Below are 24,791 nucleotides of genomic sequence, written 5' to 3'. Positions count from 1 at the left end.
GGAGGTGCCGCCATGGTCGATATCACGCCTGCAGATGCCGTCCCGCCCGCCGAAGTCGCGGAAATGGAGCTCTACCATCCGCACAGTTGGTGGACGAAGTACGTCTTCTCGCAGGACGCCAAGGTCATCGCCATCCAGTATTCGGCGACGGCAACGGCGATCGGCTTCGTCGCGCTCAGCCTGTCCTGGCTGATGCGGCTGCAGCTCGGCTTCCCCGGGACCTTCGACTTCATTACCCCCGAGGCCTATTACCAGTTCATCACCATGCACGGCATGATCATGGTGATCTACCTGCTCACTGCGCTCTTCCTCGGCGGCTTCGGCAACTACCTGATCCCGCTGATGGTCGGCGCGCGCGACATGGTCTTTCCCTATGTCAACATGCTGAGCTACTGGATCTACCTGCTGGCCGTGCTGGTTCTGGTGTCGAGCTTCTTTGCGCCTGGCGGACCGACCGGCGCCGGCTGGACGCTCTACCCGCCGCAGGCCATCATGACCGGCACGCCCGGCGGCCAGGACTGGGGCATCATCCTGATGCTCGCTTCGCTCATCCTGTTCATCATCGGCTTCACCATGGGCGGCCTGAACTATGTCGTGACGGTGCTGCAGGCGCGCACCCGCGGCATGACGATGATGCGCCTGCCGCTCACCGTCTGGGGCATCTTCACCGCCACCGTGATGGCGCTGCTCGCCTTTCCCGCGCTGTTCGTCGCCTGCGTCATGATGCTGCTCGACCGCGTGCTCGGCACCTCCTTCTTCATGCCGGCGATCGTCGAGATGGGCGAACAACTGCAGCACAATGGCGGCAGCCCGATCCTGTTCCAGCATCTGTTCTGGTTCTTCGGCCACCCCGAGGTCTACATCGTCGCTCTGCCGGCCTTCGGCATCGTCTCCGACCTGATCAGCACCCATGCGCGCAAGAACATCTTCGGCTATCGCATGATGGTCTGGGCCATCGTCGGCATCGGCGCGCTGAGCTTCGTGGTCTGGGCGCACCACATGTATGTCAGCGGCATGCACCCCTATTTCGGTTTCTTCTTCGCCACCACCACACTGATCATCGCCATCCCGACCGCCATCAAGGTCTATAACTGGGTGCTGACGCTGTGGCGCGGCGACATCCATCTCACCATACCGATGCTGTTCGCGCTCGCCTTCATCGTCACCTTCGTCAATGGCGGGCTGACCGGCCTGTTCCTCGGCAACGTCGTCGTCGACGTGCCGCTGTCGGACACCATGTTCGTCGTCGCCCATTTCCACATGGTCATGGGCGTCGCCCCGATCCTGGTAATCCTCGGCGCGATCTACCACTGGTACCCGAAAGTCACCGGCCGCATGCTCGACGAGACGCTCGGCCGGTTCCATTTCTGGGTGACCTTCCTTGGCGCCTATCTGATCTTCTTCCCCATGCACTATCTCGGCCTGATCGGCATTCCGCGGCGCTACGCGGAGCTGACCGACATGACGATCATGACGGAGTCGGCCCATCATCTGAATTCGTTCATCTCGATCATGGCCTTCATCGTCGGCTTCGCCCAGATGGTGTTCCTGTTCAACCTGATCTGGAGCATCCGCCATGGCCGCGAGGCGGGCGGCAATCCATGGCGGGCGACGACGCTGGAATGGCAGACGCCGCAGACGCCGCCGGCTCACGGCAATTTCGGCAAGGAGCTGCCGATCGTCTATCGCTGGGCTTATGACTACAGCGTGCCGGGTGCCAAGGAGGACTTCATTCCGCAGAACGTGCCGGGCAATTTCGGCCTCTCCAAGGAGCCGGCATGAGCGTCATCCTGGTCTTCCTGGCTGTGATCGCCGGCTTTGCCGGCTGGTGGCTTTCGCACCAGCGGCTGACCGCCAAGCCGTGGCTGGAGCAAGGCCTGGCCGGCGATTTCGTCGGCCTCGACCGGTCGGCCTTGCCCACCGCCAAGATCGGGCTCGGCGTCTTCCTCGCCGTGGTCGGCTGCCTGTTCTCGCTTTTCACCAGCGCCTATTTCATGCGCATGGGCCTGTCGGACTGGCGGCCGCTGCCTTTGCCGCGCCTGCTCTGGCTGAACACCGGCGTTCTCGTGCTGAGCAGCATCGCGCTGCAATGCGCCGTGGTCGCCGCGCGCAAGGGCCAGATCGACAATGTCCGGCTCGGCCTTGCCACGGCCGGTTTCACTTCTTTCGCCTTCCTGATCGGACAGTTAATGGCGTGGCGGCAATTGACCGAGGACGGCTACCTGCTGGCTGCCAACCCGGCCAACAGCTTCTTCTATCTGATCACCGGAATGCATGGTCTGCACATACTGGGCGGCCTGATCGGTCTCGGCAAGACCAGCGTCGGCGCCTGGAACGGCTCGCGGCCTGAGCGGCTGCGCCTCGGCGTCGAACTCTGCGCCATGTACTGGCATTTCCTGCTTTTCGTCTGGCTCTGCATCTTCGCCCTTCTGGCCGGCTGGGCCGCCACATTCATCGACATTTGCCGTGGGCTGCTGACCTGAGGAGGCAGGGTATGTCCGAGACGACTCTGACGCATAGCGGCCAAACGGCGCCAAGGCCGGCCGGCTTGAAAGGCATTGCCGCCGACTGGGCCTCGGACCAGCGCGCGTTCAAGAACGTGTCCTGGGGCAAGGCCATGATGTGGATCTTCCTGCTCAGCGACACCTTCATCTTCGGCTGCTTCCTGCTCTCCTACATGACCGCGCGCATATCGACGCGTGTGCCGTGGCCGAACCCGAGCGAGGTCTTTGCGCTGCGCATCGGCGGCCAGGAGATCCCCCTGATCCTGATCGCCATCATGACCTTCGTGCTGATCTCGAGCAGCGGCACCATGGCCATGGCGGTCAATTTCGGCTACCGCCACGACCGCCGCAAGACCGCGATCCTGATGCTTTTGACCGCGGCGCTCGGTGCGACCTTCGTCGGCATGCAGGCCTTCGAATGGACCAAGCTGATCACCGAGGGCGTGCGGCCCTGGGGCAACCCATGGGGCGCCGCGCAGTTCGGTTCTTGCTTCTTCATGATCACCGGTTTCCACGGCACGCATGTGACCATCGGCGTGATCTTCCTGATCATCGTGGCACGCAAGGTCTGGCGTGGCGACTACGATGTCGGACGGCCCGGCTTCTTCACCAGCCGCAGGGGCCGCTACGAGAATGTCGAGATCATGGGTCTGTACTGGCACTTCGTCGACCTGGTCTGGGTCTTCATTTTCGCCTTCTTCTATCTTTGGTGAGAGGCAGGCTTTGGTGAGAGGAAGCTATGGCTGAAGCAACCGCAAACGGCCTCGGGCAACACGCACTGCACGGCGACCACGCGCATGATGCTGCGACGGTCGCCGTAGCCGAGGCGCATCAGGAACATCCGATCAAGCTCTATCTGGTGGTCTGGGTGTGGCTGTTCATCCTCAGCACCTGCTCCTACCTGGTCGACTATTTCGGTCTGCACGGCTATCTCAGATGGTCGTTGATCCTGATCTTCATGATGCTCAAGGCCGGGCTGATCGTCGCTGTCTTCATGCACATGGCCTGGGAAAGGCTGGCGCTGGCCTATGCGATCATCCTGCCGCCGATATTGGTGCTGGTGTTCACGATGATGATGGTCTTCGAGTCCGACTACACGCTTTTCACCCGCATCACGTTTTTCGGTGCCGGACCCTGACGCTCAGCCGGAGTTGCTGGACGGCCGCCTCGCCTTGAAACAATGGATGGCTGAGCCATCTTTGTCGGCATCGGAAACGGTGGGAGACCGCCGTCATTTCAATGCGTCACAACTCAAGACAAGAGGCGCCAAAATGACGATCGCGAACAAACTCAAGCATTTCATCGATGGCAAGGGAGTTTTCTACGACACCGTCGAGCATCACCGCACGTCCACCAGCCGGCAATCGGCCATAGCCGCCCATGTGCCGGGCAGCATCATGGCCAAATCGGTGGTCGTTCACCATGAGCTCGGCTATGCGCTGGCAGTGGTCCCGAGCACCCACAGGATCGAGCTCGGCACCTTGCAAAGCATCATGGACAAGCGGCTCGGGCTCGCTTCCGAAGACGAGGTGGTCTCGCTCTTCGGCGATTGCGACGTGGGCGCCGTCCCGCCGATCGGTGCCGCCTATGACGTGCCGGTGATCCTCGACGAAAGCCTCGGCGCCGCCGACGACGTCTATTTCGAGGGCGGCGACCACAGAACGCTGGTGCATGTCAGCGGCAAGGACTTTCGCAACCTGACCACGGATGCGCGCCAGGCCCGCTTCAGCCATCCGGCCTACTGAGAAATCGAGAGAACTACCGAGAGATCGGGGCCGCGCCGAAACGGCGCGGCCCCAAAGCTCAACCTGCCGGCTTTGCCGAGGGCGGCGGTTCCACCACCTTGCGGTAGACATGCCAGGTGGCATGGCCGAGGATCGGCAGCACCACCGCCAACCCGGCGAACACCGGGATCGAGCCGATGATCAGCGCGACGGCGACGATCAGCCCCCAGACCGCCATGACGACCGGGTTCGCCATGACCACGCGCACCGAGGTGTGGATGGCTTCGTAGGCGCCGACATCGCGGTCGAGCAGCAGCGGGAAGGCGACCACTGTGGTGCACAACACCACCACGGCAAAGACGAAGCCGATGGCGTGACCAAGCACGATCAGCGTCCAGCCGCGCCCGGTGGCGAATATCTCATTGATGAAGCCGGACAGCGATGCAGGCGGCGCCGGACCGAAAAGCTGCACGTAGAATGCCTGGGCGGTCAAAAGCCAGGCGATGAAGATCGCAAACAGCATGATCCCAACGGCGGCGATCGACGGCAGGGCGGGAGAGTTCTTGACCTCGAAGGCATGGCTCCAGGAGGCATCGATACCGGCCTCCCGTCGGCGGCTGATCTCGTAGAGGCCGATTGCCGCGAACGGGCCGAGCAGCGCGAAGCCGGAGACCAGCGGGAACAGCAGCGGCAACGCATTGGCGCCCGACGTCCAGGCGGCGAGAACCACGCCCACCAGCGGATAGATCAGGCAGAGGAACACGATATGCGAGGGCTTGACCATGAAATCGTCGACGCCGCGTCTGAGAGCGTCGAAAAGATCGGAAACGCCGATTTTTCGAATTCTTGTATGCTCCAGCGTTTCGCTGGCACCTGCAATCACGTGAAAGCTCGCCATGAACCATTCCTCCAGATCAGGTCCGGCAAGGTCGCGGTTTCATGGTGCGATCGATCTGCGTGATTGGTCACGCCAACCGCGACCTGCACCGCAATCACCATACTCTCTTGCGCGGGACTTGTCGCCCTTTGTCGGCTAGGGTTCCCGCGGTCGCCAGCCATAAGCTGGTTCAAAAACACCTTTTTCGCTATTCTCTGCCGGGTCGAAGGTGAAGGTCATGGACACGCGGACGCTTCTCATACTCGGCCTCGGGATACTCATTCTGCTGCTGCTGGGGTTTTTCGCGCTGCCGGCGTGACGTCGCCGGCAGTCATCCCCGCCGGCGACTGAGGCTCATGCCAGCGGTTCAGAATGAACCGACCGCGCGCGCGACAATGGTATCGGCGAGCAGCGTGGCGAAGATCGCGAAGAGATAGGCGATCGAAAAGGCAAACAGCGCCTTCGCCGGCTTCATCTCCTTGTCGGGCGCGGCCAGCACCTTCCAGGCATGCCAGATGAAGCCGATGCCCAACGCGGCTGCGACTGCCCCGTAGAAGCCGCTGGCGAAACCGAACGGCCAGGGCAGCACGCCGATCGGCGCCAGGATGAGCGCATAGGCGAAGATCTGCCTGCAGGTCGACGCCTCGCCCGCCACGTTCGGCATCATCGGAATGCCGGCAGCGGCGTAGTCACCGACCTTGAACAAGGCCAGCGCCCAGAAGTGCGGCGGCGTCCACAGGAAGATGATCAGGAACAGGATGGAGCTTTCGATCCCGACGACGCCGGTGGCCGCCGCCCAGCCGATGACCGGCGGAAGCGCCCCCGCCGCGCCGCCTATGACGATGTTCTGCGGCGTCGAGCGCTTCAGCCACATCGTGTAGATGACGACGTAGAAGAAGATGGTGAAGGCAAGCAGCGACGCGGCGAGCCAGCCGACCAGCACCCCGAGCGTCATCACCGAAAGCGCCGAAAGCACCAGGCCGAAACCGAGCGCCTCGCCAGGGCTGACGCGGCCCGACGGCACCGGCCGCTTTGCGGTGCGCGACATCAGTGCGTCGATATCGGCGTCGTACCACATGTTGAGCGCGCCGGCCGCCCCTGCCCCGATGGCGATCGCCGCTATCGCGATCACCGCGATGACCGGGTTCATCGCCCCGGGCGCCGTCATCAGGCCGACGAAAGCGGTGAAGACGGCAAGCGCCATGACGCGCGGCTTGAGCAGTGCGAAGAAATCGGCGGCCGTCGCTTCCGAGAGGCGAATGCCGGTGTCCTCGAGGCGGCTTTCCCTAGTCGACATTGCAGGCGACCACCGATGGAGGCAGGAGAATGACTATTGCGAGAATTGCTTGAGGTAGGCGATAACGTTGGCCACGTCCTGGTCGTTCTTGAGACCGGCAAACGCCATCTTGGTCCCTTTGACCATGGCCTTGGGATCATGAAGGTAGGTCGTCAGAGTCGGCTCGTCCCATTTGACGCCGGACTTGCCGGCATCGATCATCGCCTGGGAGTAGGTGAAATCAGGGTGCGTGCCCGCCGTGCGCCCAATGACGCCATGCAATGACGGCCCGATCTTGTTCTTGTCCTCGTCCGCGATGTGGCAGACCTTGCATTTGACGAAGACCTTCTCACCCGCCGCGGCGTCCTGCGCCTGCGAGGGATGCGCGGTGAAGGCTGTTACGGACATGGCTGCAATAAATGCGATGGCGCGCATATGGCACTTCCTCCCTGGTCGTCATCCTTGCCTTTGACGATTTACGCAGCCGATCACGTCGGCTTGCGCCCCTAGATGGCAAGTACGGAATATCCGCACTACCGCAGTGGAATTGCGGCACCTACATACCACGGATTCCAGCCGGCGGATAGAAAAAGCCAGAGATTGCGAAGGTTTAGAGCGCGCGCTCAGCGGGTCGGCACACCGACGAGACAGCCACAACGAAAAAGGCCGCCCGAGGGCGGCCTTTCGCGATTGAACAAAGTGCGCCGGGTTATTCGGCGTCCTTGGCCGCCTTCTTCTTCGGCGCGGCCTTCTTCTTGGGCTCCTCGGCGTCGTCGCCGGCCTTGGCTTCACTTGCCTTGGCTTCGGCCTTCTTCGACGCGGCCTTCTTCGCCGGCTTCGCCTTGGTCGCGGTCTCGCCCTCTTCGTCGTCGGCCATCAGCTCTTCCTTGCTGACCTTGACGTCGGTGACCGAAATCTGGCCGAGCAGATGGTCGACCACCTTCTCCTCGAACATCGGCGCGCGCAGCGTGTTGAGCGCATCCGGATTGCTGCGGTAGAATTCGAAGGCTTCCTGCTGCTGGTTGGCCGGGAAGCGGCGAACCTGCTCGAACAGGCCGCGCTGCAGCTCCTCGTCCGAAACGGTGACGCCGGCCTTCTCGCCGATCTCGGCGAGCACCAGACCGAGGCGCACGCGGCGTTCGGCCAGGCGCATATATTCGGCGCGCGCCTCTTCCTCCGTCGTCTCCTCGTCGGCGAAAGTGCGGCCGGCGGCTTCCAGATCGCGGTTGACCTGGCTCCAGATGTTGTTGAACTCGGCCTCGACGAGCTTCGAGGGCGCCTCGAACGCGTAGGACGCGTCGAGTTGGTCGAGCAGCTGGCGCTTGACCTTCTGGCGCGTCATCGAGCCGAACTGGTTCTCGATCTGGCCGCGCACGATCTCGCGCAGGCGCTCCAGCGATTCCAGGCCAAGGTTCTTGGCGGTCTCGTCGTTGATCTCCAGTTCGCCGGGCTTCGCCACTTCCTTGACGGTGACGTCGAAGGTGGCTTCCTTGCCGGCCAGATGCGCTGCCTGGTAGTTCTCCGGGAAGGTGACGGTCACCTGCTTTTCGTCGCCGGCCTTGGCGCCGATCAGCTGGTCCTCGAAGCCCGGGATGAACTCCTTGGAGCCGAGCACCAGCGGCTGGTCGTTGCCGGCGCCGCCGGAGAACGCCTCGCCGCCGATCTTGCCGACATAGTCGATCGTCACGCGGTCGCCCTCGGCGGCCTTGCCGGTCTTCGGCTCATAGCTGCGCGCCGATTCGGCGATGCGCTTGACCTGGTCGTCGATTTCCGTGTCCGGCACGTCGAACACCTGGCGCGTCACCTTGATGTCGGAAAAGTCCTTGATCTCGATCGCCGGGATGATCTCGTAGTTGAGGCGGAACTCGAAATCGGCGCCGCCGGCCAGGATCTTCTCGGCCTCTTTCTCGTCCTCGGTCATGATCACTTCAGGCTGCATGGCGGCCTTCTCGCCGCGCCCCGAAATGATCGAACGGGTCGAATCGTTGAGGATCTCGTTGACCACTTCGGCCATGAACGACTTGCCGTAGACCTTGCGCAGGTGCTGCACCGGCACCTTGCCGGGACGGAAGCCGTTGATACGGACCTTGTTGCGGGCATCCGTCAGCCGCGCCATCAGCTTGGCTTCCATGTCACCGGCCGGCACGGTGATCTTGATCTCGCGCTTGAGACCGGAATTGAGCGTTTCGGTGACCTGCATCATAAAACCTTTGTTCTCACCCATGAGGCTGCCAGGCGGTTCATGCCGCTTACAGCCTGCCGGTATAATCTTGCCGGGAATGGCTTTTGGTACGGAAGCTGGCGGCTTGACCGCTAAAGCGGCTCAAATCCTTCCAAACTGCGTTCCAAGATGTGAATAAGTCTTTGTTTTTCCTACTTCTTATCACATTCTGCAGAAGCGGATCGTCGCGTCCCGTCACATTCGACACGCCTTTTGTCACAGGCCGGCCTAATTTTCAACCATCTTCGCATTGTGGCGAATGACAGCCATTTGGGCTGCGACATTGACAGAATGATGGCTACATGGGATTGCCGGGCGGCGCGGGTATGGCGGAACTGGTAGACGCACCAGATTTAGGTTCTGGCGAGCAATCGTGGGGGTTCGAGTCCCTCTACCCGCACCATCCGCTTCGGCTGACAGACCGAGGCGCCGCGGCTATGCCTCGAAGACCTTGCCGGTAAACCATTCGCTGAATCTCGCCAGTTCCGGCCCCAGCACGCGGTCATCCCTGACCGGCGGCACGATGGCCCTGATGTCGGCAACGAAGGGCCGAAGCGCCGGCGGCGCCTCGCGCCCGGTGACGTAAAGCGCCTGCGAGGCGATCATCGCCAGCATCGCCATCGCCGCGTCCAGGCAGCGGCCGGCGGCCGCCTCCTTCGTCCAGGCGAGGAACGCCGTCGTCGCGACATCGTCCTGGCCGGCGCCGGCAGATTCCGTGCCCGGGATGAAGGTGCGTTGCGCCGCAAGCTTCGCCTGTTCCAGATAGCCGGTGATCGCCATCGGCACGTAGCCGACATTGCCGTGGCCATCGCTGTCGGCCCAATGCCGGTCGGCCATCAGCAGATCGGGAAGCAGCGAGACCTTGCCGTTCAGCAGCTTTGAGGCATGGCGGTCGCAGAGCAGGCAGATGTCGGCCCAGATCGCCGCCAGATCGTCGAGCGCCGGCGTCGCCATCGCATTGTGATAACCGCCGGTGCTGATGCAGCGCCCGAGCGGATGCGCCTCGTCCGGCGGGACGTAGACCGGATTGTCCGAGATCGACGCCAGCGACACGGTCGCCGCCCGTTCTGCGCCGGACAGCGCGCGATGCGCCTGTCCCAGCACGCGCGGCACGATGCGGTAGCTGACGGGCGCCTGATAGTTGCGCCGCCCGTCGCCGGCGCCGACGAGAAACTCCCTCAGCCCTTGCAGCGCCGCCGCTTCCTGCTCGTCGCCCCAAAGCCCGTCGAGCGCGGCATCGTAATGCTCGAGCGGGGCGCGAAAGGCCTCGATCGACAGCGCGAACACCTTGTGCGCCATTTGAATGCGCCTACGCGCGGCGAGGGCGGCGTCGGCGACCAGCGCCGCCGCGCAGGGCGAGCCGTTGATCAGCGATCCCCGCTCCTTGACCTCCAGGTCGAAGCGCGTCGAAAGCGCGGCGAACAGCGGATAGAGGGCCAGGATCTCGCCGGCGCCGCCCTGGCCCTGCGACGGCACGATCGGCATTGGCCCGCCGTCTAGCATGGCGGCGACGGCTTCAGCGATGCGCGGCGAGGTGGCGGCGTTGCCCTCGATGAAATTGGTGAGGCGGGCAAGCACGATCGCCCTGACCACACGCTCCGGCAGCGGCTCGCCGAACGAAGTCGCGGCCGCGAACGCCTTGATGCGCGCGTGACGGTCCCGCTCGTCACGCTCGAGCTTACGGCTCGCCAGTTCGCCCATCGCGGTGGTGACGCCGTAGATGATCGGTGGCGGCTCGGATTCGATAAGTCGCAGGAACGAGGCGCGGCACGCGGCAATCCGCTGCATGGCCTTGTCGCTGATGCGCACCGGCTCCTTGCGCCAGGCGACACGAAAAACAGTGTCGAGGTTGATGTCGCCCCGCGCCGTCAGCTCAATCGTCATGCTTCACACAGTTCGGAGGGGATCATCAGGGTCACGCCGGGTGGCAATGCGGAGCTAGTAGAGCGGCTCCTCGAACAGCGTCTTGTCGCCGTCCATCAGCGCCTTGATCTGCGGGGTGCCGTCGGCGGCGATGGCGACACGGACGGCGAACGGCCGCACCCGCATGTCGTTCTGGATCGCCATGCCCTCGCCTTCCGGCAGATAGAAGCGCTCGATGCCGTAGTCCGGAGTGATCGATGCGCCCTCTTCGCGCAGGCCCCAACCGTCGTTGATATGTCCGACGATATCGGCTTCGTCCGCGGCGGCCGGCGCTGGCGCGGCGCCAAACCAGGCCGTTGTCGGTTGCCAATAGCCGTCTGCGCCCTTTTTCAGCCGGACCACGATCGAGGTGTCGTCGCTCACGAGTTTGTCGGCCGGGATGTTGGCTATCAGCTTTACCGGGATGCGCGATATCTCGTAGCCCAGGAAAATATAGTCGCCGCGCAAGAGGTCGCGCGGATCGATTGGCTCGACCTTCAAAAGCACCTGCTTGCCGTCGCGCAGGATCGCCGCCCGCCCGGCGATGATCCAGCCGAGGAAGCCGATCTGGACGAGCGCCAGCAGCAGCGCCGAGATGATCAGTCTTTTGCCGGTCATCATGCAAGGGCTCCTTCGCTGCGCGGCGTGTTCATGCGCTTTTCGACGCGGATGATGACCAGCGCCATTGTGCCGAGCAGCAGCGCGGCGGCCAGGAAGAAGCCGGCGGTGCCGAGCATCGACTGCAGCATCACCACATAGATGATGGCGAGCTCGAAGGCGAAGCCGGCATAGGCGACCCAGCGCAGACCCCTGCTCTCGCGGCCGCCCAGCATGATCGCAGCGACGATGGCGGCGAGCGCCACCGCCGAGGCAATGGCGAAGGCGCCATTGTAGCTCGCCTCGTCGGCCAGTTCGAACTGGACCATCGCCATGCCGGTGAGGAAACCGATCAGCGCGTGCAGGGGCAGACGGCCGCCGAGTTGCACGATCCTGTCGACCGGCTCGGCGGCGAAGACCGCGGCTGCAAAAAGCAGCGCCGAAACGAGCGCCAGCGGAACCGACACCTGCAGCGTGTTGTGATCCATCGACAGCAGCACGAGATAGAACAGGACCGACAGGATGATCAGGTGCCGCGCCGCCTGGCTGCGGGTCCAGAACGAAATCGCGAACAGCACCAGCACAATGGCCGGGAAGAGATGGGGAAATTCCGAGCGCCGGAAAAAGCCGCCCCATTTGAGGAGCAGCCAGGCGTCGGCGATGCCGACGGAAACGACAGTGAGCGGGTTCGAGCGTAGCGCGACCGCTGCCAGCGCCGTGCCGGCGCCCCACGTGAGCAGCGCCGAGGCCTCGTCGCCGGTCAGATGATACATCTGGCCGATCAGCGCGATCGATCCGCCGAAGGCCGCCGCCGCCACGATCCACAGCGCCTCGCCTATGGCCGCGTGGTCGCGTGTCTTCAGCACCGCGCCCCCGACATAACCAGCCAGGATGGCGGTGAACAGCGCCGCGACGCGGACCAGGCGCGGAATGGCTTCCCAGTTGGCTGCGACGAAGATCAGGATCGCGGCGCCGAACAGCAGCGCCGCCATCATCGCCAGGATCGACCCGAAGCTCAGCGACTTGCGCTCGGTGGCCTCGATATCGCGCACCAGTGCCTCGGCCGTCGGCGCGTCGATCAGGCCGGTCTGCCGCCATCGGACGATGTCTGACCTGACCCGCGAAGCATAGCTCGCCATTTTCTTTCCCCCTGCCCTCGGTCTTTTATTCGGCCCACCCGGTCAAACCGTTGACGCTACGGCATTTTCCGATTCGGGTTTCTTTATGTCGAAGCCGTGAACGCGCGTTAATGTTGCATTGCACAATTTGCATTGCTGCCATGCGCCAATGGCACTTTTAAATCGATATGACCCCGCCTATTTTCTGTTCGTACACAAACGGAATGATCCGAACGAAAGACGAAACGAGCACTACCATGAACCTGATCCGCAACTACCGCAACTGGCGCCGCTACCGGGACACCGTCTCCGAGCTGAGCCGCCTGTCGAACCGTGAACTGACCGACCTCGGCATCAGCCGCAGCGACATCCACTACGTCGCTCGCAAGGCGGTCTAATCCTCTTCGGACCGCGAATGGTCCGAACCAGTTTTGAAGAAGAGAACGACAATGAACCTGATCCGCAACTATCGTAACTGGCGCGTTTATCGCGAGACGGTTACCGAGCTGGGTCGTCTGTCGAATCGCCAGCTCCATGATCTCGGCATCGTCCGTGACGAGATCAAGATGGTCGCCCGCAAGGCGGTCTAAGTACAAGAATTTCGCCAGGGTCGACCTCCTCCCCGACCCTGACGGATACGGCCAACCCTTACCTCCTCCCAAGGGTTGACCACTGAAACGGCGCCCGCCGGACCTCCTCCCCCGGCGGGCGTTGTTCCCGAAGCGAACGCAGTTCGTCTTCGAAGCGAACATAGTTCGTCTTCCAAAGGTTTCGCCCCTTTTCAAACGGCGAAAGGAATTTCGTCAGAGCCGACCTCCTCCCCGGCGATGACGAATACGGTCGATCTTCACCTCCTCCCGAGGATCGACCCCCAAAACGACACCCGCCGGACCTCCTCCCCCGGCGGGTGTTGTGTTTCTGAGGCCGGCTTTGCCGCCCTTCGGCCCGCCATCGGCCCTTTCCAGTCCTTCGCGCCGATTGCAATCGCGGCGACAAGCGATTATTCCGGCGCCCATGAGCAAAAATCCCGTTCACGTCATCGGCGGCGGCCTCGCCGGCTCCGAAGCCGCCTGGCAGATCGCTGAGGCCGGCGTTCCGGTCGTGCTGCATGAGATGCGGCCCGTCCGCGGCACCGATGCGCACAAGACCGATGGTCTTGCCGAGCTCGTCTGCTCCAACTCCTTCCGTTCCGACGATGCCGAAACCAACGCGGTCGGCCTGCTCCATGCCGAGATGCGGCTTGCCGGTTCGCTGATCATGAGCGCCGGAGACGCGAACCAGGTTCCGGCCGGCGGCGCGCTCGCCGTCGACCGCGACGGGTTTTCCGACGCGGTGACCCGAAAGATCGAGGCGCATCCGCTGATCAGCATCCAGCGCGAGGAGGTCCCGGGCCTGCCGCCGGCCGACTGGGACCAGGCGATCATCGCCACCGGCCCGCTGACCGCGCCCTCGCTTGCCCAGTCGATCGCGGAAGCCACAGGCGCCGATGCGCTCGCCTTCTTCGATGCGATCGCGCCAATCGTGCATTTCGACACGATCAACATGAACACCTGCTGGTTCCAGTCGCGCTACGACAAGGTCGGCCCCGGCGGCACCGGCAAGGACTACATCAACTGCCCGATGGACAAGGAGCAGTATCTCGCCTTCGTGCAGGCGCTGGTCGACGGCCAGAAGACCGAGTTCAAAGAATGGGAAGGCACGCCCTATTTCGACGGTTGCCTGCCGATCGAGGTGATGGCCGAGCGCGGCGTCGAGACGCTGCGCCACGGACCGATGAAGCCAATGGGGCTGACCAACGTCCACAATCCATCGGTGAAGGCGTACGCCGTCGTCCAGCTGCGCCAGGACAATGCACTGGGCACGCTCTACAATATGGTCGGCTTCCAGACCAAACTGAAGCATGCCGAGCAGGTGCGCGTGTTCCGCACCATTCCGGGCTTGGAAAACGCCGACTTTGCCCGCCTCGGCGGCCTGCACCGCAACACCTACATCAACTCGCCGACACTGCTCGATGCCTCGCTGCAGTTGAAGTCGCGGCCGGGCCTGCGCTTTGCCGGCCAGATCACCGGCTGCGAGGGCTATGTCGAGAGTGCCGCGATCGGCCTGCTCGCCGGCCGTTTCGCCGCTGCCGAAAGGCTCGGCCATCAGGCCGCGCCGCCGCCACTCACCACCGCCTTCGGCGCGCTGCTCAACCACATTACCGGCGGCCACATCGTCTCCGACGACGAGCCCGGTAAACGCTCCTTCCAGCCGATGAACGTCAATTTCGGGCTGTTCCCACCGGTCGAGGCACCGAAGTCCGACGGCAAGCGGCTGCGCGGCAAGGACAAGATCGTCGCCAAGCGGCGCGCCATCACGGGGCGCGCGCTGGCCGATTGCCGCCAATGGCTGGGCCTGCCGGCGCAGGCAGAGGCGGCGGAATAACAGGCGCCGGTTGGCCTAAGGCGCAAAGTGGGATATTATCCTACTTCATGCCTTTTGGAGCAATCCCGTGGAAGCCGCCGAAAAACTCTCCGTCACCGTCACGCCTGCCATGGCGCGCATGATCCGCGAAAAGGTCGAGGACGGATCCTTCGGCTCGGCGAGCGAAGTGATCCGCGCCGCGCTTCGCGCCTTTCAGCGCGAAGAAGAGGAGCATGCAGAACGCATGGCGTCGATCCGGGCGCGGGTGAAGGCTTCGCTTGAGGACACGAGACCCGCGGTTCCGCTCGAAGAGGCAATCGAAAGAGTAAGAGGCCGGATTTCACGATTGGCACGAGACAAAGATGATTCAGCGTCTCGCCGTCGTTCTTAGGGAAGAGGCAATATCCGACCTCGAAGCCATTGCCGCCTATGTCCTTGATAGTAGCCGCAGCGAAACTACCGCCAACGGTTTTATCGATCGGATCAAGGAGCGTTGCCTGAGCATCGGTAACGCCCCTCGTGGTGGCCGGTCGCGCGACGACATCGTGCCGGGACTGCGAACTGTCCCATTCGAACATTCCGCCGTCATCGCCTACGTGATCGAGGACGATTTCGTCCACATCGTCAGGATTTTCTACGGCGGCCGCGACTATGAAACGCTGATGCGCGGCGACGAACCGTCCTAACTACTCCGCAGGCACGGCTGGCGCCGCAGGCAAGCCCGGCTTGCCCGCCTCGCCCGGATTTCGCCTGACATAGGCTGTTTTCAGCGTCTCCGACGTCTCGCGCGAGCCGTCGTGGCTCCAGCCGGGCGGCTGGATGAGGTAGTTCAGGCGCTGGCGCAGCGTCAGTCCCGGCATCAGCGCGTCCTTGAACATGCCGATCCATTCGTGGAAGGCCACTTTCAGCGGGTTGAAGGTGCCGATGTTCTTGACGATGCCGTAGCGCGGCCGGTCCTCCTCCAACTCCTCGACGAACGTGCCGAACATGCGGTCCCAGATGATCAGCGTGCCGGCATAATTGGCATCGAGATAGCGCGGATTGGTAGCGTGGTGGACGCGGTGATGCGAGGGCGTGTTGAAGATGAACTCGAACCAGCCCCACATCTTGCCGATCGCCTCGGTGTGGATCCAGAACTGCCAGACTAGGTTGAAGCCAAAGGTGAAGGCGATCACCGCCGGATGGAAGCCGAGCAGCACCAGCGGCGCCTGCAGCACGAACATGAAGGTGAACAGCCCGGTCCAGCTCTGCCTCAGCGCCGTCGAGAGATTGTAGTGCTGGCTGGAGTGGTGGTTGACATGCTCGGCCCACACCCAGCGCACCCGGTGCGCGATGCGGTGGTAGACATAGTAGCGCAGATCGTCGAGCAGGAAGGCGGCGAGGAACACCCAGACCGACAGGCCGAGATTAAAGAAGCGGAACTGCCAAAGCCAAAGCAGCGCCCAGTAGGACACAACACCGAGCAGCAGCCCGGCAACGACGTTGCCGGTGCCCATCATCAGGCTGGTCAGCGTGTCGCGCGTCTCGAACGATCCCCTGGCGCGGCCGGTGCGCACCAGCCACAATTCGATCAGGATGGCGGCGACGAAGAACGGGATGGCCAGTTGGGTGACCTGCGGAAAATTGTAGTCGTCCATCACGCGGCCTCCCCGGTCCGATCATCGTCCTGCAATGCAGCCGCCACAGCTTTGGCGTCGGCCTCATCGGCAAAGGCGAACCGGCCGCCCTGCCAGGTGAAGTCGTTTGGCCTGATGGAGATCGAAAGCGGATCGTCGACGGTCAGGGCCAGGATGTCGCGCGGCGTGACGATGCGCGTCAGGAAGCAATCGCCGATGCTGCTGACGATACCGGCGCGCGCCGGCCCGAGGTCGAGGAATGCCGCCCGGCGGTCCGCCGTCAGACGCACCGCCGCCGGCTTCTCATCGGGAAAATCCTCGGCAAAACGCTGCAGCGCCTGATCCGTGCCGGCAAGCGTCGCGGTCGTGGTGCCGCCAGTGAAATGCACGGCAGCGACCGACAGCGCGATGCCGAACACGACAAGGGCGACCAGCACGGGCAGGCTCATGGAATGGCATCTCCTCCGGCGGCTTGCGCTTCTTCGACGCGAGTCCGACCGGCAGAACACCTAGCACGATTGACGTTTACGTCAAATGGCCGGCCAGCCTTTCGAGGCGCGACGCAGCAGCAGCCAGTGCCGGCCCAAAGCCGAAAGCCGCGCAGCGCCATCGAGCGGCGAGCGCCCTTCCATCTTGCCGAGATAGGCGCGCGTCAGCACCAGCGGCAGGAAGGCCGGGCGCAGTGAAGCCGGCAGCGCGGCGGCGCCGCGCTCGAAAGCATTGAGATGCTCGCGCGCCAGCGCGATCATCGCCGCCACCGCGCGCTGCGCGCCGGGGCCGCCGTCCGCTTTGACGAACTCTTCCGATGACGAGCCAGCCGCCGCAAGGATATCCGCCGGCACGAAGCATTGGCCGCGTCGACGATGCAGCGGCAACAGCAGCAGAAGGCCCGTGATCGCCTGGGCGCAGCCCGCCCTCCCAGCCAATTCGGCGAAGCGCGGCGCCTCCTGGGGATCGAGCACCATTGCCGCAAGCTGTATGAGCGCAGCGGCGGTCTCGCCGCAATAGCCTTCGAGGTCGGTGCGCGACGGCATCGCGTCGTCATAGAGATCGAAGATGCGCGCTTCGAGCATGTTGTCGAAGGCTGGCTTCGGCAGGCGGTTGGCCGCTATCGTTGCCCTCAGCGCATCGGCGATCGGATGGCCGGTCTCCGCATCGTTCTCTGCCGCGATGACATCGCGCCACCATTGCAGCCGTACCTCGCCGGGCAACGGCTCGTGGATACGGTCGCGAACGGACGCGATCTCTGCATTGAAGGCATAGAGGGAAAACAGCGCGTCGCGCTTGTCGGCGGGCGCGTAGAGCGCGCTGAGATAACGGTCATGGTCGGAAGCGCGCACCGCATCCATGACGATGTTGGCGGTATCGGCCACGTCAGTCGACGGCAATCAGCGCCGCGGCCACGGCGCGGTCTTCGGCGAGCAGGACATTGTAGGTCCGCACCGCCGCGCCGGTCGACATCGGATCGGCGGCGATGCCGGCTTCCTTCAATGCCGCGCGCAGCGCGGCAGGCAGCGGCCGCAGATCCTTGCCGGTGCCGACCAGCACGATCTCGACCTTGCCGGCCTCGGCGAGCAGCTTGCTGAAGTCCGCCACCGTCAACGCCACCGGATCGGCCGGCTCCCAGCCATGGATGCCGGACGGCAGGCAGAGCAGCGAGCCGCGATGCGACATATCGGCGAAGCGGAAGCCGCCATTGCCATAGGCCTCGATCGGCGCCCGGCCGGGGAAATGCGCCTCGCGGATGACGATGCCCTTGGCCACGGCCGCGGCGTCAGGTCGCCACGGCCTTGCCGTTCACCGGCTTCTCCTCGTCGGCGGCCGTGGCCTGCGGCCGCAACTTGAACAGGATCAGCAGCGGCGCGGCGATGAAGATCGACGAATAGGTGCCGAACACCACGCCGAACAGCATCGCCATCGTGAACGAACGGATCACCTCGCCGCCGAACAGCACCAGCGCGAGCAGCGCCAGGATCGTCGTCACCGAGGTCAGCGTCGTTCTCGACAGCGTCTCGTTGATGGCGTTGTTCAACAGCTGCGGCAGCGGCATCTTCTTGTATTTCCGCAGATCCTCGCGGACGCGGTCGTAGACGACGATGGTGTCGTTCAGCGAGTAGCCGATGATGGTCAGGATCGCCGCCAGCGACGACTGGTTGAATTCCAGTCCGGTGATGACGAAGAAGCCGATGGTCATCACCACGTCGTGCACGGTCGCGATGATGGCGCCGACCGCGAACTGCCATTCGAAGCGGAACCAGACATAGACCAGGATGCCGAGCAGCGCGATCAGCATGGCGATCGTGCCCTGCTTGGCGAGTTCGCCCGAAACCGTCGGTCCCACCACTTCGACGCGGCGGAAATCATACTGGTCCTGCAGCTCGCCACGTACCTTGTCGATGACGGTCTGCTCGGCGTTCTCGCCACCATCCTGGGTGCCGACGCGGATCAGCACGTCGTTCGGCTCGCCGAACTGCTGCACCTGCACTTCGCCGATGTTGAGTTCCGTCAGCCTGCCGCGGATGTCGGCGAGATCGGCATTGCCGCTCTTGGACTGCACCTCGATCAGCGAGCCGCCCTTGAAGTCGATGCCGTAGTTGATGTCGACGGTCATGAACAGCACGACCGACAGGATCGACAGCAGGCTGGAGAGCGCGAAGGTCCAGCGGCGGATGCCCATGAACGGGATCTTCGTGCCGGGCGGGATGAAGGTCACCGGCGCGCGCGGCAGTTCCTTCGGCCGCGCGCGGCGCAGCCAGATCGACACCAGCAGGCGGGTGAAGGTGAAGGCGGTGAAGACCGTGGTCAGGATGCCGATGGCATAGGTGATGGCAAAGCCCTTCACCGGCCCGGTGCCGAGATAGAACAGCACCACGGTCGCGATCAGCGACGTCACGTTGGAATCGACGATGGTCGCCAACGCCTTGGTAAAGCCGGTGTCGATCGCCTGGATGACCGAGCGGCCGGCCCGCCGCTCCTCGCGGATGCGCTCATAGATCAGAACGTTGGAGTCCACCGCCATGCCGATGGTGAGCACGATACCCGCGATACCAGGCAAGGTCAGCGTCGCGCCAAGCAGCGACAACAGCCCGACGATCATCGCCACATGCACCGCAAGCGCGATGTTGGCCAGGAAGCCGAGGAAGCCGTAGGCGACGAACATGAAGGCGACGACGAGGATCGAGCCGATGATGCCGGCGACCTTGCCGGCATGGATGGAGTCCTGCCCCAGGCCCGGACCCACCGTGCGCTCCTCGATCACGGTCAGCGTCGCCGGCAGGGCGCCGGCGCGCAGCAGCACGGCGAGGTCGTTGGCGCTCTGGGCGGTGAAATTGCCGGAGATCTGGCCGGTGCCGCCGAGGATCGGCTCGCGGATCTGCGGCGCCGAGATCACCTGGTTGTCGAGGATGATGGCAAACAGCTTGCCGACATTCTGCGCCGTCGCCTGGCCGAAGCGGGTCGCGCCCTTGGAATCGAAGCGGAAGGAAACGACCGGCTCGTTGTTCTGCGAATTGTAGGTCGCCTGCGCATCGACGAGGTTCTCGCCCGACACGATGACGCGGTTCTCGATCAGATAGGGTACCGGCGGATCGTCCTGCGAATAGAGGATCGAGGAGCCTGCCGGCGGACGGCCGTTGAGCGCGTCCTGGACCGGCATCGACTGGTCGACCATCTGGAACGTCAGCTTGGCGGTCTGGCCGAGGATTTCCTTCAGCCTTTGCGGATCCTGCAGGCCGGGCACCTGGACCAGGATGCGGTCGTCGCCCTGCCGCTGCACGATCGGCTCGGTCGTGCCGAGCTCGTTGACGCGCCGCTCGACGACCTCGATCGACTGCGTCAGCGCCGTCGAGGTGCGGTATTTGATGCCGGCGTCGGTCACCGTGAACTTGAGCAGGCCGGGCTCGGAATCGTCCAGCGTCATCTCCTGGACGGATCCGCCGGTGAAGAGACCCGCCGCCACCGGGTCGGTCAGCGGCTTCAGCACCTTCTTGGCGGCGTCAAGCTGGCTGGGATCGGTGATGCGGACCTGCACCGTGCGGCCCGACCCGGAAAGGCCGGTGTAATTGATCTTGGGGTTGGCGTCGCGCAGCAGCGTCCTGATCTCGTCGCGCGAGGTCTCCAGCCGATCCTTGATCAGGTCGTTCTGGTTCATCTGAAGCAGGATGTGCGAACCGCCCTGCAGGTCGAGGCCGAGCGTCATCTGCCGCTTCGGCACCCAGCTGGGCAATTGCGCCAACGTGCTGGCGGGGAAGAGATTGGGCGCGGCGAGGACCACGGTGGCGGCCACGGCCAGCCAGATCAGGATCATCTTCAGGCGCGAAAAATAGAGCATTCGTTCTTATCCGTTCAGGCGTACAAGCGGCAGCGTTCCGCCTTCAATTCGGTTATTTCTTGGCGTTCTGGTTCGCCACCGGCTCGCCCTTGACGCGCACGTCCGAGATCGTCGAGCGCAGCGCCGTCACCTTGGTGCCGCCGCCGAGGTCGATCTCCAGTTCGTGGTCGTCGATCACCTTGGTCACCTTGCCGACGAAACCGCCGCCGGTCACGACCGTATCGCCACGCCGCACTGCCGAGAGCATTTCCTGGCGCTTCTTCAGCTGCGCGCGCTGCGGCCGGATGATCAGAAAATACATGATCACGAAAATCAGGACAAACGGCAAAATGCTGATGAACATGTCTGGCGAGGCGCCGACGCCCTGGGCGTATGCCGGTGTAACGAACATCAAGAAACTCCTGAATGGTGAAAAACCGCCACAAGGCGGCCCCGCGAAATTTGGCCGGAATATAGTCGGTAAAGTTGCCAATGCAACTGCGCCGCCGGGCGAATCCGCTGCTTTTCCGGCCGCTTGGCGCGTGTTAGAGCATGATCGCCGAATGCCGGGTGCGGTCTGCGGAAAAGATCATGCTCCGGCAAAAGGTTGGAAGCGGTTCTTATCCCGCCGCGAAAGAGCGGATTCCCGCCTGCCCGATCCCGAACGCCAGATCAAAAGACAAGACATGACCGACAGCACCCTCGACGCCCTGAACCAAAAGCTCGACCGCCTGATCGAAGCGGTCACCCGGCTTGCCCCGCCGCCGGTGCCGCAAACAGACCTTGCCGGGGCCGATTGCTTCGTCTGGCAGGCCGATCCCGGCTATCTGGAGCCGGTGCGCAAGGTCAACCGCGTCGACATCGGGCTGATCCGCGGCGTCGATCGCGTCCGAGACATCCTTGTCGACAACACCGAGCGCTTCGCCTCGGGCTTTGCCGCCAACAACGTGCTGTTGTGGGGTGCGCGCGGCATGGGCAAATCGTCGCTGGTCAAGGCGGTGCACGCCGCGGTCAATGCCTCCGACCAGCTCGATCGGCCGCTCAAGCTGATCGAGATCCACCGCGAGGACATCGACACGCTGCCGAAGCTGATGGGATTGCTCAAGGCCGCCCCCTTCCGCTTCATCCTGTTTTGCGACGACCTCTCCTTCGACCATGACGACACGTCCTACAAGTCGCTGAAGGCGGCACTGGAAGGCGGCGTCGAAGGCCGTCCGACCAATGTCATCTTCTACGCCACCTCGAACCGGCGGCATCTGTTGCCGCGCGACATGATCGACAATGAGCGCTCGACCGCCATCAATCCCTCTGAAGCGGTCGAGGAGAAGGTCTCGCTGTCCGACCGTTTCGGCCTCTGGCTCGGCTTCCACAAATGCTCGCAGGACGAATATCTCGACATGATCGACGGCTACGTCCGCCATCACGGCCTGGCCATCGACCCCGAGACGCTGCGCGCCGAGGCGCTGGAATGGGCGACGACGCGCGGCAGCCGCTCCGGCCGCGTCGCCTGGCAGTTCACACAGGATCTGGCGGGACGTCTCGGCAAGCCGCTGACGGACTGATAGCTGTCATCCGAAAGCAGGCGCACATCAGGCCGGCTGACGTTACGACCAAGCGCAGCGCTTGTTCTTTATTTGTTCCGATCGTTGTGTCATCTTCCTTCGGTGACTCGAAGCCCGAAGGAGAACGCATTGGATAGCAAGGGCGCGGCGTTTCGCAGGCTTCATCAGGAACCAGGTACGTTCATCATTCCCAATCCCTGGGACATAGGCACGGCACGGATTCTGGCGGCCATGGGTTTTCGGGCCCTCGCCACCACCAGTGCCGGCATGGCGTTCTCCCTTGGCGTCGCCGAAGGACAGGTCTCGCGAGAAGATACGCTAAGTCACTGTCGGTCCATCGTGGCAGCAACGCCACTGCCCGTCTCCGCCGATCTCGAAAAGGGCTTCGGTGACAGTCCGCAAAGTGCTGCCGAGACGATCGAGGCCGCGGCCGGCATCGGCCTGGCCGGATGTTCTCTCGAAGACCATACCGGCAGGCATGACGATCCGATCTATGAATTCGCGCTGGCGGTCGAGCGGATCGAGGCGGCCGCACAGGCGCGCCGCGCCCTGCCGGATGATTTCGTCCTGACGGCGCGCTGCGAGAACTTCCTGTGGGGCCGCCCCGATCTGGATGACACCATCAGAAGGCTGCAGGCTTTCGAGAAGGCCGGCGCCGATGTGCTCTATGCGCCCGGCCTCCACGACCTCGGCATGATCCGCACCGTCTGTGGCGCCGTGACGAAACCGGTCAATGTCGTCATGGGCATGCCCGGCGCCACGTTTGGCGTGGCCGAATTGGCGGATGCTGGCGTCAAGCGGATCAGCGTCGGCTCGGCGCTGGCGCGGCTTGCCTATGGCACATTCGTCCACGCCGCGCGGGAGATCAAATCCGCGGGCACCTTCCGGTTTTCCAAGGAAGCGATGGGCTTCGCGGAACTGGAAGGCTTCTTCACCGGATCAACGCAAGCTTGAGTTCGCGACCGTCTGCCGCGGCGCTGGACGTTTGCCCAAGCGGTGCCGGCAGCGACTGAAAAAGCCCGCCCCTTGCGGAGCGGGCTGAGCCGGCGGGCTGGACTGGAGGTCTCAGACGGCCCGCAATTGTTCTTCTTCTATTCGAGATAGCCCGACGGATCGACCGGGGCGGAGTTCTTGCGCACCTCGAAGTGCAGCTTCGGCGAGTCGGTGGTGCCGCTCATGCCCGACAGCGCGATCTCCTGGCCGCGCTTGACCTTCTGGCCGCGCTGGACCTCGATCGAGCTGGCGTGGCCGTAGACGGTGACCAGCCCGTTCTCGTGCCGCACCAGAACGGTGTTGCCGAACTCCTTCAGCCCGTCGCCGGCATAGATGACGACGCCGTTCTCTGCAGCCTTGACCGGCGTGCCCTCCGGGACCGCAATGTCGACGCCGTCCTTGCCGCCGCCAAAATTGGAGATCACGCGGCCGCGCACCGGCCAGCGCATCTTGCCGATGCCGGTGGCATCCGGCGCCACCGCGTCGTCGTCCTCGGCCTGCTGGATGACCTTGGCGTCCTTCTTCGGCGGCGTGTAGGAGGCGAGCGTCTCGGTCGGCTTGGCCGCCGGCTGCGTGGTGGCCGTCGTCACCGGATCGACCTTGACCGGCTTCGCGGCGGCGACAGTCGCCGTGCCGCCGGCCGGAACCTTCAGCGTCTGGCCGATCTTGAGCAGGCCGTCCTGCATGCCGTTCGCCTGCTTCAGCGCCACGACGCCGACACCGGTCTTCCTGGCGATGGACGACAGCGAGTCGCCCTGCTGGACCGTGTAGGTACCGCCGGCGCCAGCGCGCTTGGCGGAGGCGACCTGCGTCGCGGGCTTGGCGTCCTTCGATCCGCTGGCGGCGGCAGAAGCATCGACCGGCGCGGCCGACTTGCCATCTTTGAGCTTGGGCTGCTGCGGCAGCACGGCGACCTTCTCGGGCGCGCTGGCGGGTTTCGGCGCATTCGCGGGCTTGGTGTCGGCGAGTTTCTGCGCCGGCTCCTTGCTCGAATAGGCATAGGCGGGAATGACCAGCTTCTGGCCTGTCTTCAGGCCCTTGGTCGCACTCAGACCGTTGACCTTCATGATCACGTCGGCCGGCACCTTGTAGCGCTGCGCCAGGCCGGAGATGGTCTCGCCGTCCCGGACCACGATCTCGGTGGCGTGCGGCGTGCCGGCGGCCGCCATCTTCGAGTCGGGCTGCGCCTCCTTGAACGGCTTCGCCGCCGGGGCGACGGTGCCGGTGGTCGTCCTGTCGACATGCGTGGCGGGCGGCGCCAGGACCGGGGCCGAAGCGGTGCGCATCGGCTTCGCGGCGGGCGCCTGGGCCGGCTGTGACACCGGCGGCGGCAGCTGCTGCACGGAAACCGGCTCCAGGCTGGAGCGGCTCACCGACTGGGTGTGGCTGCCATCGACCGGCGCCGGCGCCATCGCGGTGTCGCCCGGATAGGGTTGGGCGGCGTCCTGTTTATCGATGATGGCGCGCTGATTGTTGGTCGAGGAGGTGAAGACGTCGTCGACACCGTTGAAGCGGGCGACCTGGGAGCTGCACCCCGCGGCGGCGCCTGCAATCATGAGGACGGCGCAGCCACGCGCCAGATTGCGTCCGTTTGCCTTCAAAACACTGAATTGCATCGCACTAACCCGCACAGACCCGGTACAAACTGGTCATGATTAAAGCGCGTTAATGTTACTGGCCGGTTAACCC

At 64.0% G+C, this 24,791-nt stretch carries 26 protein-coding genes and 1 tRNA gene; 13 read left to right on the top strand and 14 right to left on the bottom strand.

Annotated elements, in window-relative coordinates:
- Positions 1–12: 12 nt before the first annotated feature.
- From PU724_RS11845 to PU724_RS11825, 5 genes are all read left to right on the top strand, one after another.
- Complete coding sequence (locus tag PU724_RS11845) at positions 13–1,782, top strand: cytochrome c oxidase subunit I (RefSeq protein ID WP_127284344.1); 1,770 nt, start codon at positions 13–15, stop codon at positions 1,780–1,782.
- On the top strand, positions 1,779–2,483 hold the full coding sequence (locus PU724_RS11840) for a cytochrome c oxidase subunit 3 (RefSeq protein ID WP_354422094.1): 705 nt from the start codon (positions 1,779–1,781) through the stop codon (positions 2,481–2,483). The genes PU724_RS11845 and PU724_RS11840 overlap by 4 nt, the downstream gene beginning before the upstream one ends.
- An 11-nt stretch (positions 2,484–2,494) precedes the next feature.
- On the top strand, positions 2,495–3,217 hold the full coding sequence (locus tag PU724_RS11835; RefSeq protein WP_127284346.1) for a heme-copper oxidase subunit III family protein: 723 nt from the start codon (positions 2,495–2,497) through the stop codon (positions 3,215–3,217).
- A 26-nt stretch (positions 3,218–3,243) separates the two neighbouring features.
- Positions 3,244–3,642, top strand: a complete 399-nt coding sequence (locus PU724_RS11830; RefSeq protein ID WP_127392867.1) for a cytochrome C oxidase subunit IV family protein — start codon at positions 3,244–3,246, stop codon at positions 3,640–3,642.
- A 133-nt stretch (positions 3,643–3,775) separates the two neighbouring features.
- The gene (locus PU724_RS11825) at positions 3,776–4,249 is read left to right on the top strand and encodes an aminoacyl-tRNA deacylase (protein ID WP_127392866.1); all 474 of its coding nucleotides are present in this window, start codon (positions 3,776–3,778) and stop codon (positions 4,247–4,249) included.
- 58 nt (positions 4,250–4,307) lie between these two features.
- Here PU724_RS11825 and PU724_RS11820 read toward each other — a convergent pair whose 3' ends face one another.
- From PU724_RS11820 to tig, 4 genes are all read right to left on the bottom strand, one after another.
- On the bottom strand, positions 4,308–5,126 hold the full coding sequence (locus PU724_RS11820) for a DUF2189 domain-containing protein (protein WP_127284349.1): 819 nt from the start codon (positions 5,124–5,126) through the stop codon (positions 4,308–4,310).
- A gap of 346 nt (positions 5,127–5,472) precedes the next feature.
- A complete protein-coding gene (locus PU724_RS11815) occupies positions 5,473–6,402 on the bottom strand; it encodes a heme o synthase (protein WP_354422097.1) in 930 nt (309 codons plus the stop codon).
- 33 nt (positions 6,403–6,435) lie between these two features.
- Positions 6,436–6,816, bottom strand: coding sequence for a c-type cytochrome (locus PU724_RS11810; protein ID WP_127284351.1), 381 nt, complete (start codon positions 6,814–6,816; stop codon positions 6,436–6,438).
- A gap of 274 nt (positions 6,817–7,090) precedes the next feature.
- Positions 7,091–8,581 (bottom strand): trigger factor, encoded by a 1,491-nt coding sequence (gene tig, locus PU724_RS11805; protein WP_127284359.1) that lies wholly within the window; start codon positions 8,579–8,581, stop codon positions 7,091–7,093.
- 341 nt (positions 8,582–8,922) lie between these two features.
- Here tig and PU724_RS11800 point away from each other — a divergent pair.
- A tRNA-Leu gene (locus PU724_RS11800) sits at positions 8,923–9,005 on the top strand.
- Positions 9,006–9,037: 32 nt separating this feature from the next.
- Here the strand turns inward: PU724_RS11800 and PU724_RS11795 are convergent.
- The 3 genes from PU724_RS11795 to PU724_RS11785 are packed head-to-tail and all read right to left on the bottom strand — an operon-like array spanning position 9,038 to position 12,240.
- Positions 9,038–10,486, bottom strand: coding sequence for an aromatic amino acid lyase (locus PU724_RS11795; RefSeq protein ID WP_354422099.1), 1,449 nt, complete (start codon positions 10,484–10,486; stop codon positions 9,038–9,040).
- A 54-nt stretch (positions 10,487–10,540) separates the two neighbouring features.
- Positions 10,541–11,125, bottom strand: a complete 585-nt coding sequence (locus tag PU724_RS11790; protein WP_320254583.1) for a GDYXXLXY domain-containing protein — start codon at positions 11,123–11,125, stop codon at positions 10,541–10,543.
- Positions 11,122–12,240: a DUF2157 domain-containing protein gene (locus PU724_RS11785; protein ID WP_320254582.1), complete on the bottom strand. Its 1,119-nt coding sequence runs from the start codon at positions 12,238–12,240 to the stop codon at positions 11,122–11,124. Before PU724_RS11785 ends, PU724_RS11790 begins: the two co-directional genes overlap by 4 nt.
- 236 nt (positions 12,241–12,476) lie before the next feature.
- On the opposite strand from PU724_RS11785, the gene PU724_RS11780 reads away from it, so the two are divergent.
- The 5 genes from PU724_RS11780 (at position 12,477) to PU724_RS11760 (ending at position 15,308) form a co-directional block, all read left to right on the top strand.
- Positions 12,477–12,617, top strand: a complete 141-nt coding sequence (locus PU724_RS11780) for a DUF1127 domain-containing protein (protein ID WP_006335194.1) — start codon at positions 12,477–12,479, stop codon at positions 12,615–12,617.
- A gap of 51 nt (positions 12,618–12,668) precedes the next feature.
- A complete protein-coding gene (locus tag PU724_RS11775; protein WP_126054215.1) occupies positions 12,669–12,809 on the top strand; it encodes a DUF1127 domain-containing protein in 141 nt (46 codons plus the stop codon).
- Positions 12,810–13,233: 424 nt separating this feature from the next.
- Complete coding sequence (trmFO, locus tag PU724_RS11770; RefSeq protein WP_354422104.1) at positions 13,234–14,643, top strand: methylenetetrahydrofolate--tRNA-(uracil(54)-C(5))-methyltransferase (FADH(2)-oxidizing) TrmFO; 1,410 nt, start codon at positions 13,234–13,236, stop codon at positions 14,641–14,643.
- A gap of 67 nt (positions 14,644–14,710) precedes the next feature.
- On the top strand, positions 14,711–15,013 hold the full coding sequence (locus PU724_RS11765) for a type II toxin-antitoxin system ParD family antitoxin (protein WP_128275212.1): 303 nt from the start codon (positions 14,711–14,713) through the stop codon (positions 15,011–15,013).
- Positions 14,985–15,308, top strand: a complete 324-nt coding sequence (locus PU724_RS11760; RefSeq protein WP_189556637.1) for a type II toxin-antitoxin system RelE/ParE family toxin — start codon at positions 14,985–14,987, stop codon at positions 15,306–15,308. Before PU724_RS11765 ends, PU724_RS11760 begins: the two co-directional genes overlap by 29 nt.
- Here the strand turns inward: PU724_RS11760 and PU724_RS11755 are convergent, their stop codons facing one another.
- From PU724_RS11755 to yajC, 6 genes are all read right to left on the bottom strand, one after another.
- A complete protein-coding gene (locus PU724_RS11755) occupies positions 15,309–16,259 on the bottom strand; it encodes a sterol desaturase family protein (RefSeq protein ID WP_354422106.1) in 951 nt (316 codons plus the stop codon).
- Positions 16,259–16,687: a hypothetical protein gene (locus PU724_RS11750; protein WP_354422108.1), complete on the bottom strand. Its 429-nt coding sequence runs from the start codon at positions 16,685–16,687 to the stop codon at positions 16,259–16,261. The genes PU724_RS11755 and PU724_RS11750 overlap by 1 nt, the downstream gene beginning before the upstream one ends.
- An 81-nt stretch (positions 16,688–16,768) precedes the next feature.
- Positions 16,769–17,587, bottom strand: a complete 819-nt coding sequence (locus PU724_RS11745) for a phytoene/squalene synthase family protein (RefSeq protein ID WP_354422464.1) — start codon at positions 17,585–17,587, stop codon at positions 16,769–16,771.
- A 25-nt stretch (positions 17,588–17,612) separates the two neighbouring features.
- Positions 17,613–18,002, bottom strand: a complete 390-nt coding sequence (locus PU724_RS11740; RefSeq protein ID WP_354422110.1) for an Mth938-like domain-containing protein — start codon at positions 18,000–18,002, stop codon at positions 17,613–17,615.
- A gap of 10 nt (positions 18,003–18,012) precedes the next feature.
- On the bottom strand, positions 18,013–20,568 hold the full coding sequence (gene secDF, locus PU724_RS11735; protein ID WP_292350768.1) for a protein translocase subunit SecDF: 2,556 nt from the start codon (positions 20,566–20,568) through the stop codon (positions 18,013–18,015).
- Positions 20,569–20,620: 52 nt separating this feature from the next.
- Positions 20,621–20,959, bottom strand: a complete 339-nt coding sequence (gene yajC, locus PU724_RS11730; RefSeq protein WP_126054208.1) for a preprotein translocase subunit YajC — start codon at positions 20,957–20,959, stop codon at positions 20,621–20,623.
- Positions 20,960–21,233: 274 nt separating this feature from the next.
- Between yajC and PU724_RS11725 the strand changes: the two genes are divergently transcribed.
- Positions 21,234–22,109 carry an ATP-binding protein gene (locus PU724_RS11725; RefSeq protein ID WP_354422113.1) on the top strand — a complete coding sequence of 292 codons (876 nt, stop codon included), beginning with the start codon at positions 21,234–21,236 and terminating at the stop codon, positions 22,107–22,109.
- A gap of 129 nt (positions 22,110–22,238) precedes the next feature.
- The gene (locus tag PU724_RS11720) at positions 22,239–23,063 is read left to right on the top strand and encodes an isocitrate lyase/PEP mutase family protein (protein WP_354422115.1); all 825 of its coding nucleotides are present in this window, start codon (positions 22,239–22,241) and stop codon (positions 23,061–23,063) included.
- A 137-nt stretch (positions 23,064–23,200) separates the two neighbouring features.
- Here the strand turns inward: PU724_RS11720 and PU724_RS11715 are convergent, their stop codons facing one another.
- Positions 23,201–24,718 carry a peptidoglycan DD-metalloendopeptidase family protein gene (locus PU724_RS11715; RefSeq protein ID WP_354422117.1) on the bottom strand — a complete coding sequence of 506 codons (1,518 nt, stop codon included), beginning with the start codon at positions 24,716–24,718 and terminating at the stop codon, positions 23,201–23,203.
- Positions 24,719–24,791: the final 73 nt, after the last annotated feature.

It is taken from the genome of Mesorhizobium abyssinicae, from assembly GCF_049887195.1.
Taxonomy (GTDB): domain Bacteria; phylum Pseudomonadota; class Alphaproteobacteria; order Rhizobiales; family Rhizobiaceae; genus Mesorhizobium; species Mesorhizobium abyssinicae.
This window is presented reverse-complemented; position numbering and strand designations above follow the sequence as displayed.

Excerpts from the sequence above, each read along its gene's own strand:
- PU724_RS11845 (WP_127284344.1), top strand. The coding sequence starts at position 13 with ATGGTCGATATCACGCCTGCAGATGCCGTCCCGCCCGCCGAAGTCGCG.
- PU724_RS11840 (WP_354422094.1), top strand. The coding sequence starts at position 1,779 with ATGAGCGTCATCCTGGTCTTCCTGGCTGTGATCGCCGGCTTTGCCGGC.
- PU724_RS11835 (WP_127284346.1), top strand. The coding sequence starts at position 2,495 with ATGTCCGAGACGACTCTGACGCATAGCGGCCAAACGGCGCCAAGGCCG.
- PU724_RS11830 (WP_127392867.1), top strand. The coding sequence starts at position 3,244 with ATGGCTGAAGCAACCGCAAACGGCCTCGGGCAACACGCACTGCACGGC.
- PU724_RS11825 (WP_127392866.1), top strand. The coding sequence starts at position 3,776 with ATGACGATCGCGAACAAACTCAAGCATTTCATCGATGGCAAGGGAGTT.
- PU724_RS11820 (WP_127284349.1), bottom strand. The coding sequence starts at position 5,126 with ATGGCGAGCTTTCACGTGATTGCAGGTGCCAGCGAAACGCTGGAGCAT.
- PU724_RS11815 (WP_354422097.1), bottom strand. The coding sequence starts at position 6,402 with ATGTCGACTAGGGAAAGCCGCCTCGAGGACACCGGCATTCGCCTCTCG.
- PU724_RS11810 (WP_127284351.1), bottom strand. The coding sequence starts at position 6,816 with ATGCGCGCCATCGCATTTATTGCAGCCATGTCCGTAACAGCCTTCACC.
- tig (WP_127284359.1), bottom strand. The coding sequence starts at position 8,581 with ATGCAGGTCACCGAAACGCTCAATTCCGGTCTCAAGCGCGAGATCAAG.
- PU724_RS11795 (WP_354422099.1), bottom strand. The coding sequence starts at position 10,486 with ATGACGATTGAGCTGACGGCGCGGGGCGACATCAACCTCGACACTGTT.
- PU724_RS11790 (WP_320254583.1), bottom strand. The coding sequence starts at position 11,125 with ATGATGACCGGCAAAAGACTGATCATCTCGGCGCTGCTGCTGGCGCTC.
- PU724_RS11785 (WP_320254582.1), bottom strand. The coding sequence starts at position 12,240 with ATGGCGAGCTATGCTTCGCGGGTCAGGTCAGACATCGTCCGATGGCGG.
- PU724_RS11780 (WP_006335194.1), top strand. The coding sequence starts at position 12,477 with ATGAACCTGATCCGCAACTACCGCAACTGGCGCCGCTACCGGGACACC.
- PU724_RS11775 (WP_126054215.1), top strand. The coding sequence starts at position 12,669 with ATGAACCTGATCCGCAACTATCGTAACTGGCGCGTTTATCGCGAGACG.
- trmFO (WP_354422104.1), top strand. The coding sequence starts at position 13,234 with ATGAGCAAAAATCCCGTTCACGTCATCGGCGGCGGCCTCGCCGGCTCC.
- PU724_RS11760 (WP_189556637.1), top strand. The coding sequence starts at position 14,985 with ATGATTCAGCGTCTCGCCGTCGTTCTTAGGGAAGAGGCAATATCCGAC.
- PU724_RS11755 (WP_354422106.1), bottom strand. The coding sequence starts at position 16,259 with ATGGACGACTACAATTTTCCGCAGGTCACCCAACTGGCCATCCCGTTC.
- PU724_RS11750 (WP_354422108.1), bottom strand. The coding sequence starts at position 16,687 with ATGAGCCTGCCCGTGCTGGTCGCCCTTGTCGTGTTCGGCATCGCGCTG.
- PU724_RS11745 (WP_354422464.1), bottom strand. The coding sequence starts at position 17,587 with ATGGATGCGGTGCGCGCTTCCGACCATGACCGTTATCTCAGCGCGCTC.
- secDF (WP_292350768.1), bottom strand. The coding sequence starts at position 20,568 with ATGCTCTATTTTTCGCGCCTGAAGATGATCCTGATCTGGCTGGCCGTG.
- yajC (WP_126054208.1), bottom strand. The coding sequence starts at position 20,959 with ATGTTCGTTACACCGGCATACGCCCAGGGCGTCGGCGCCTCGCCAGAC.
- PU724_RS11725 (WP_354422113.1), top strand. The coding sequence starts at position 21,234 with ATGACCGACAGCACCCTCGACGCCCTGAACCAAAAGCTCGACCGCCTG.
- PU724_RS11715 (WP_354422117.1), bottom strand. The coding sequence starts at position 24,718 with ATGCAATTCAGTGTTTTGAAGGCAAACGGACGCAATCTGGCGCGTGGC.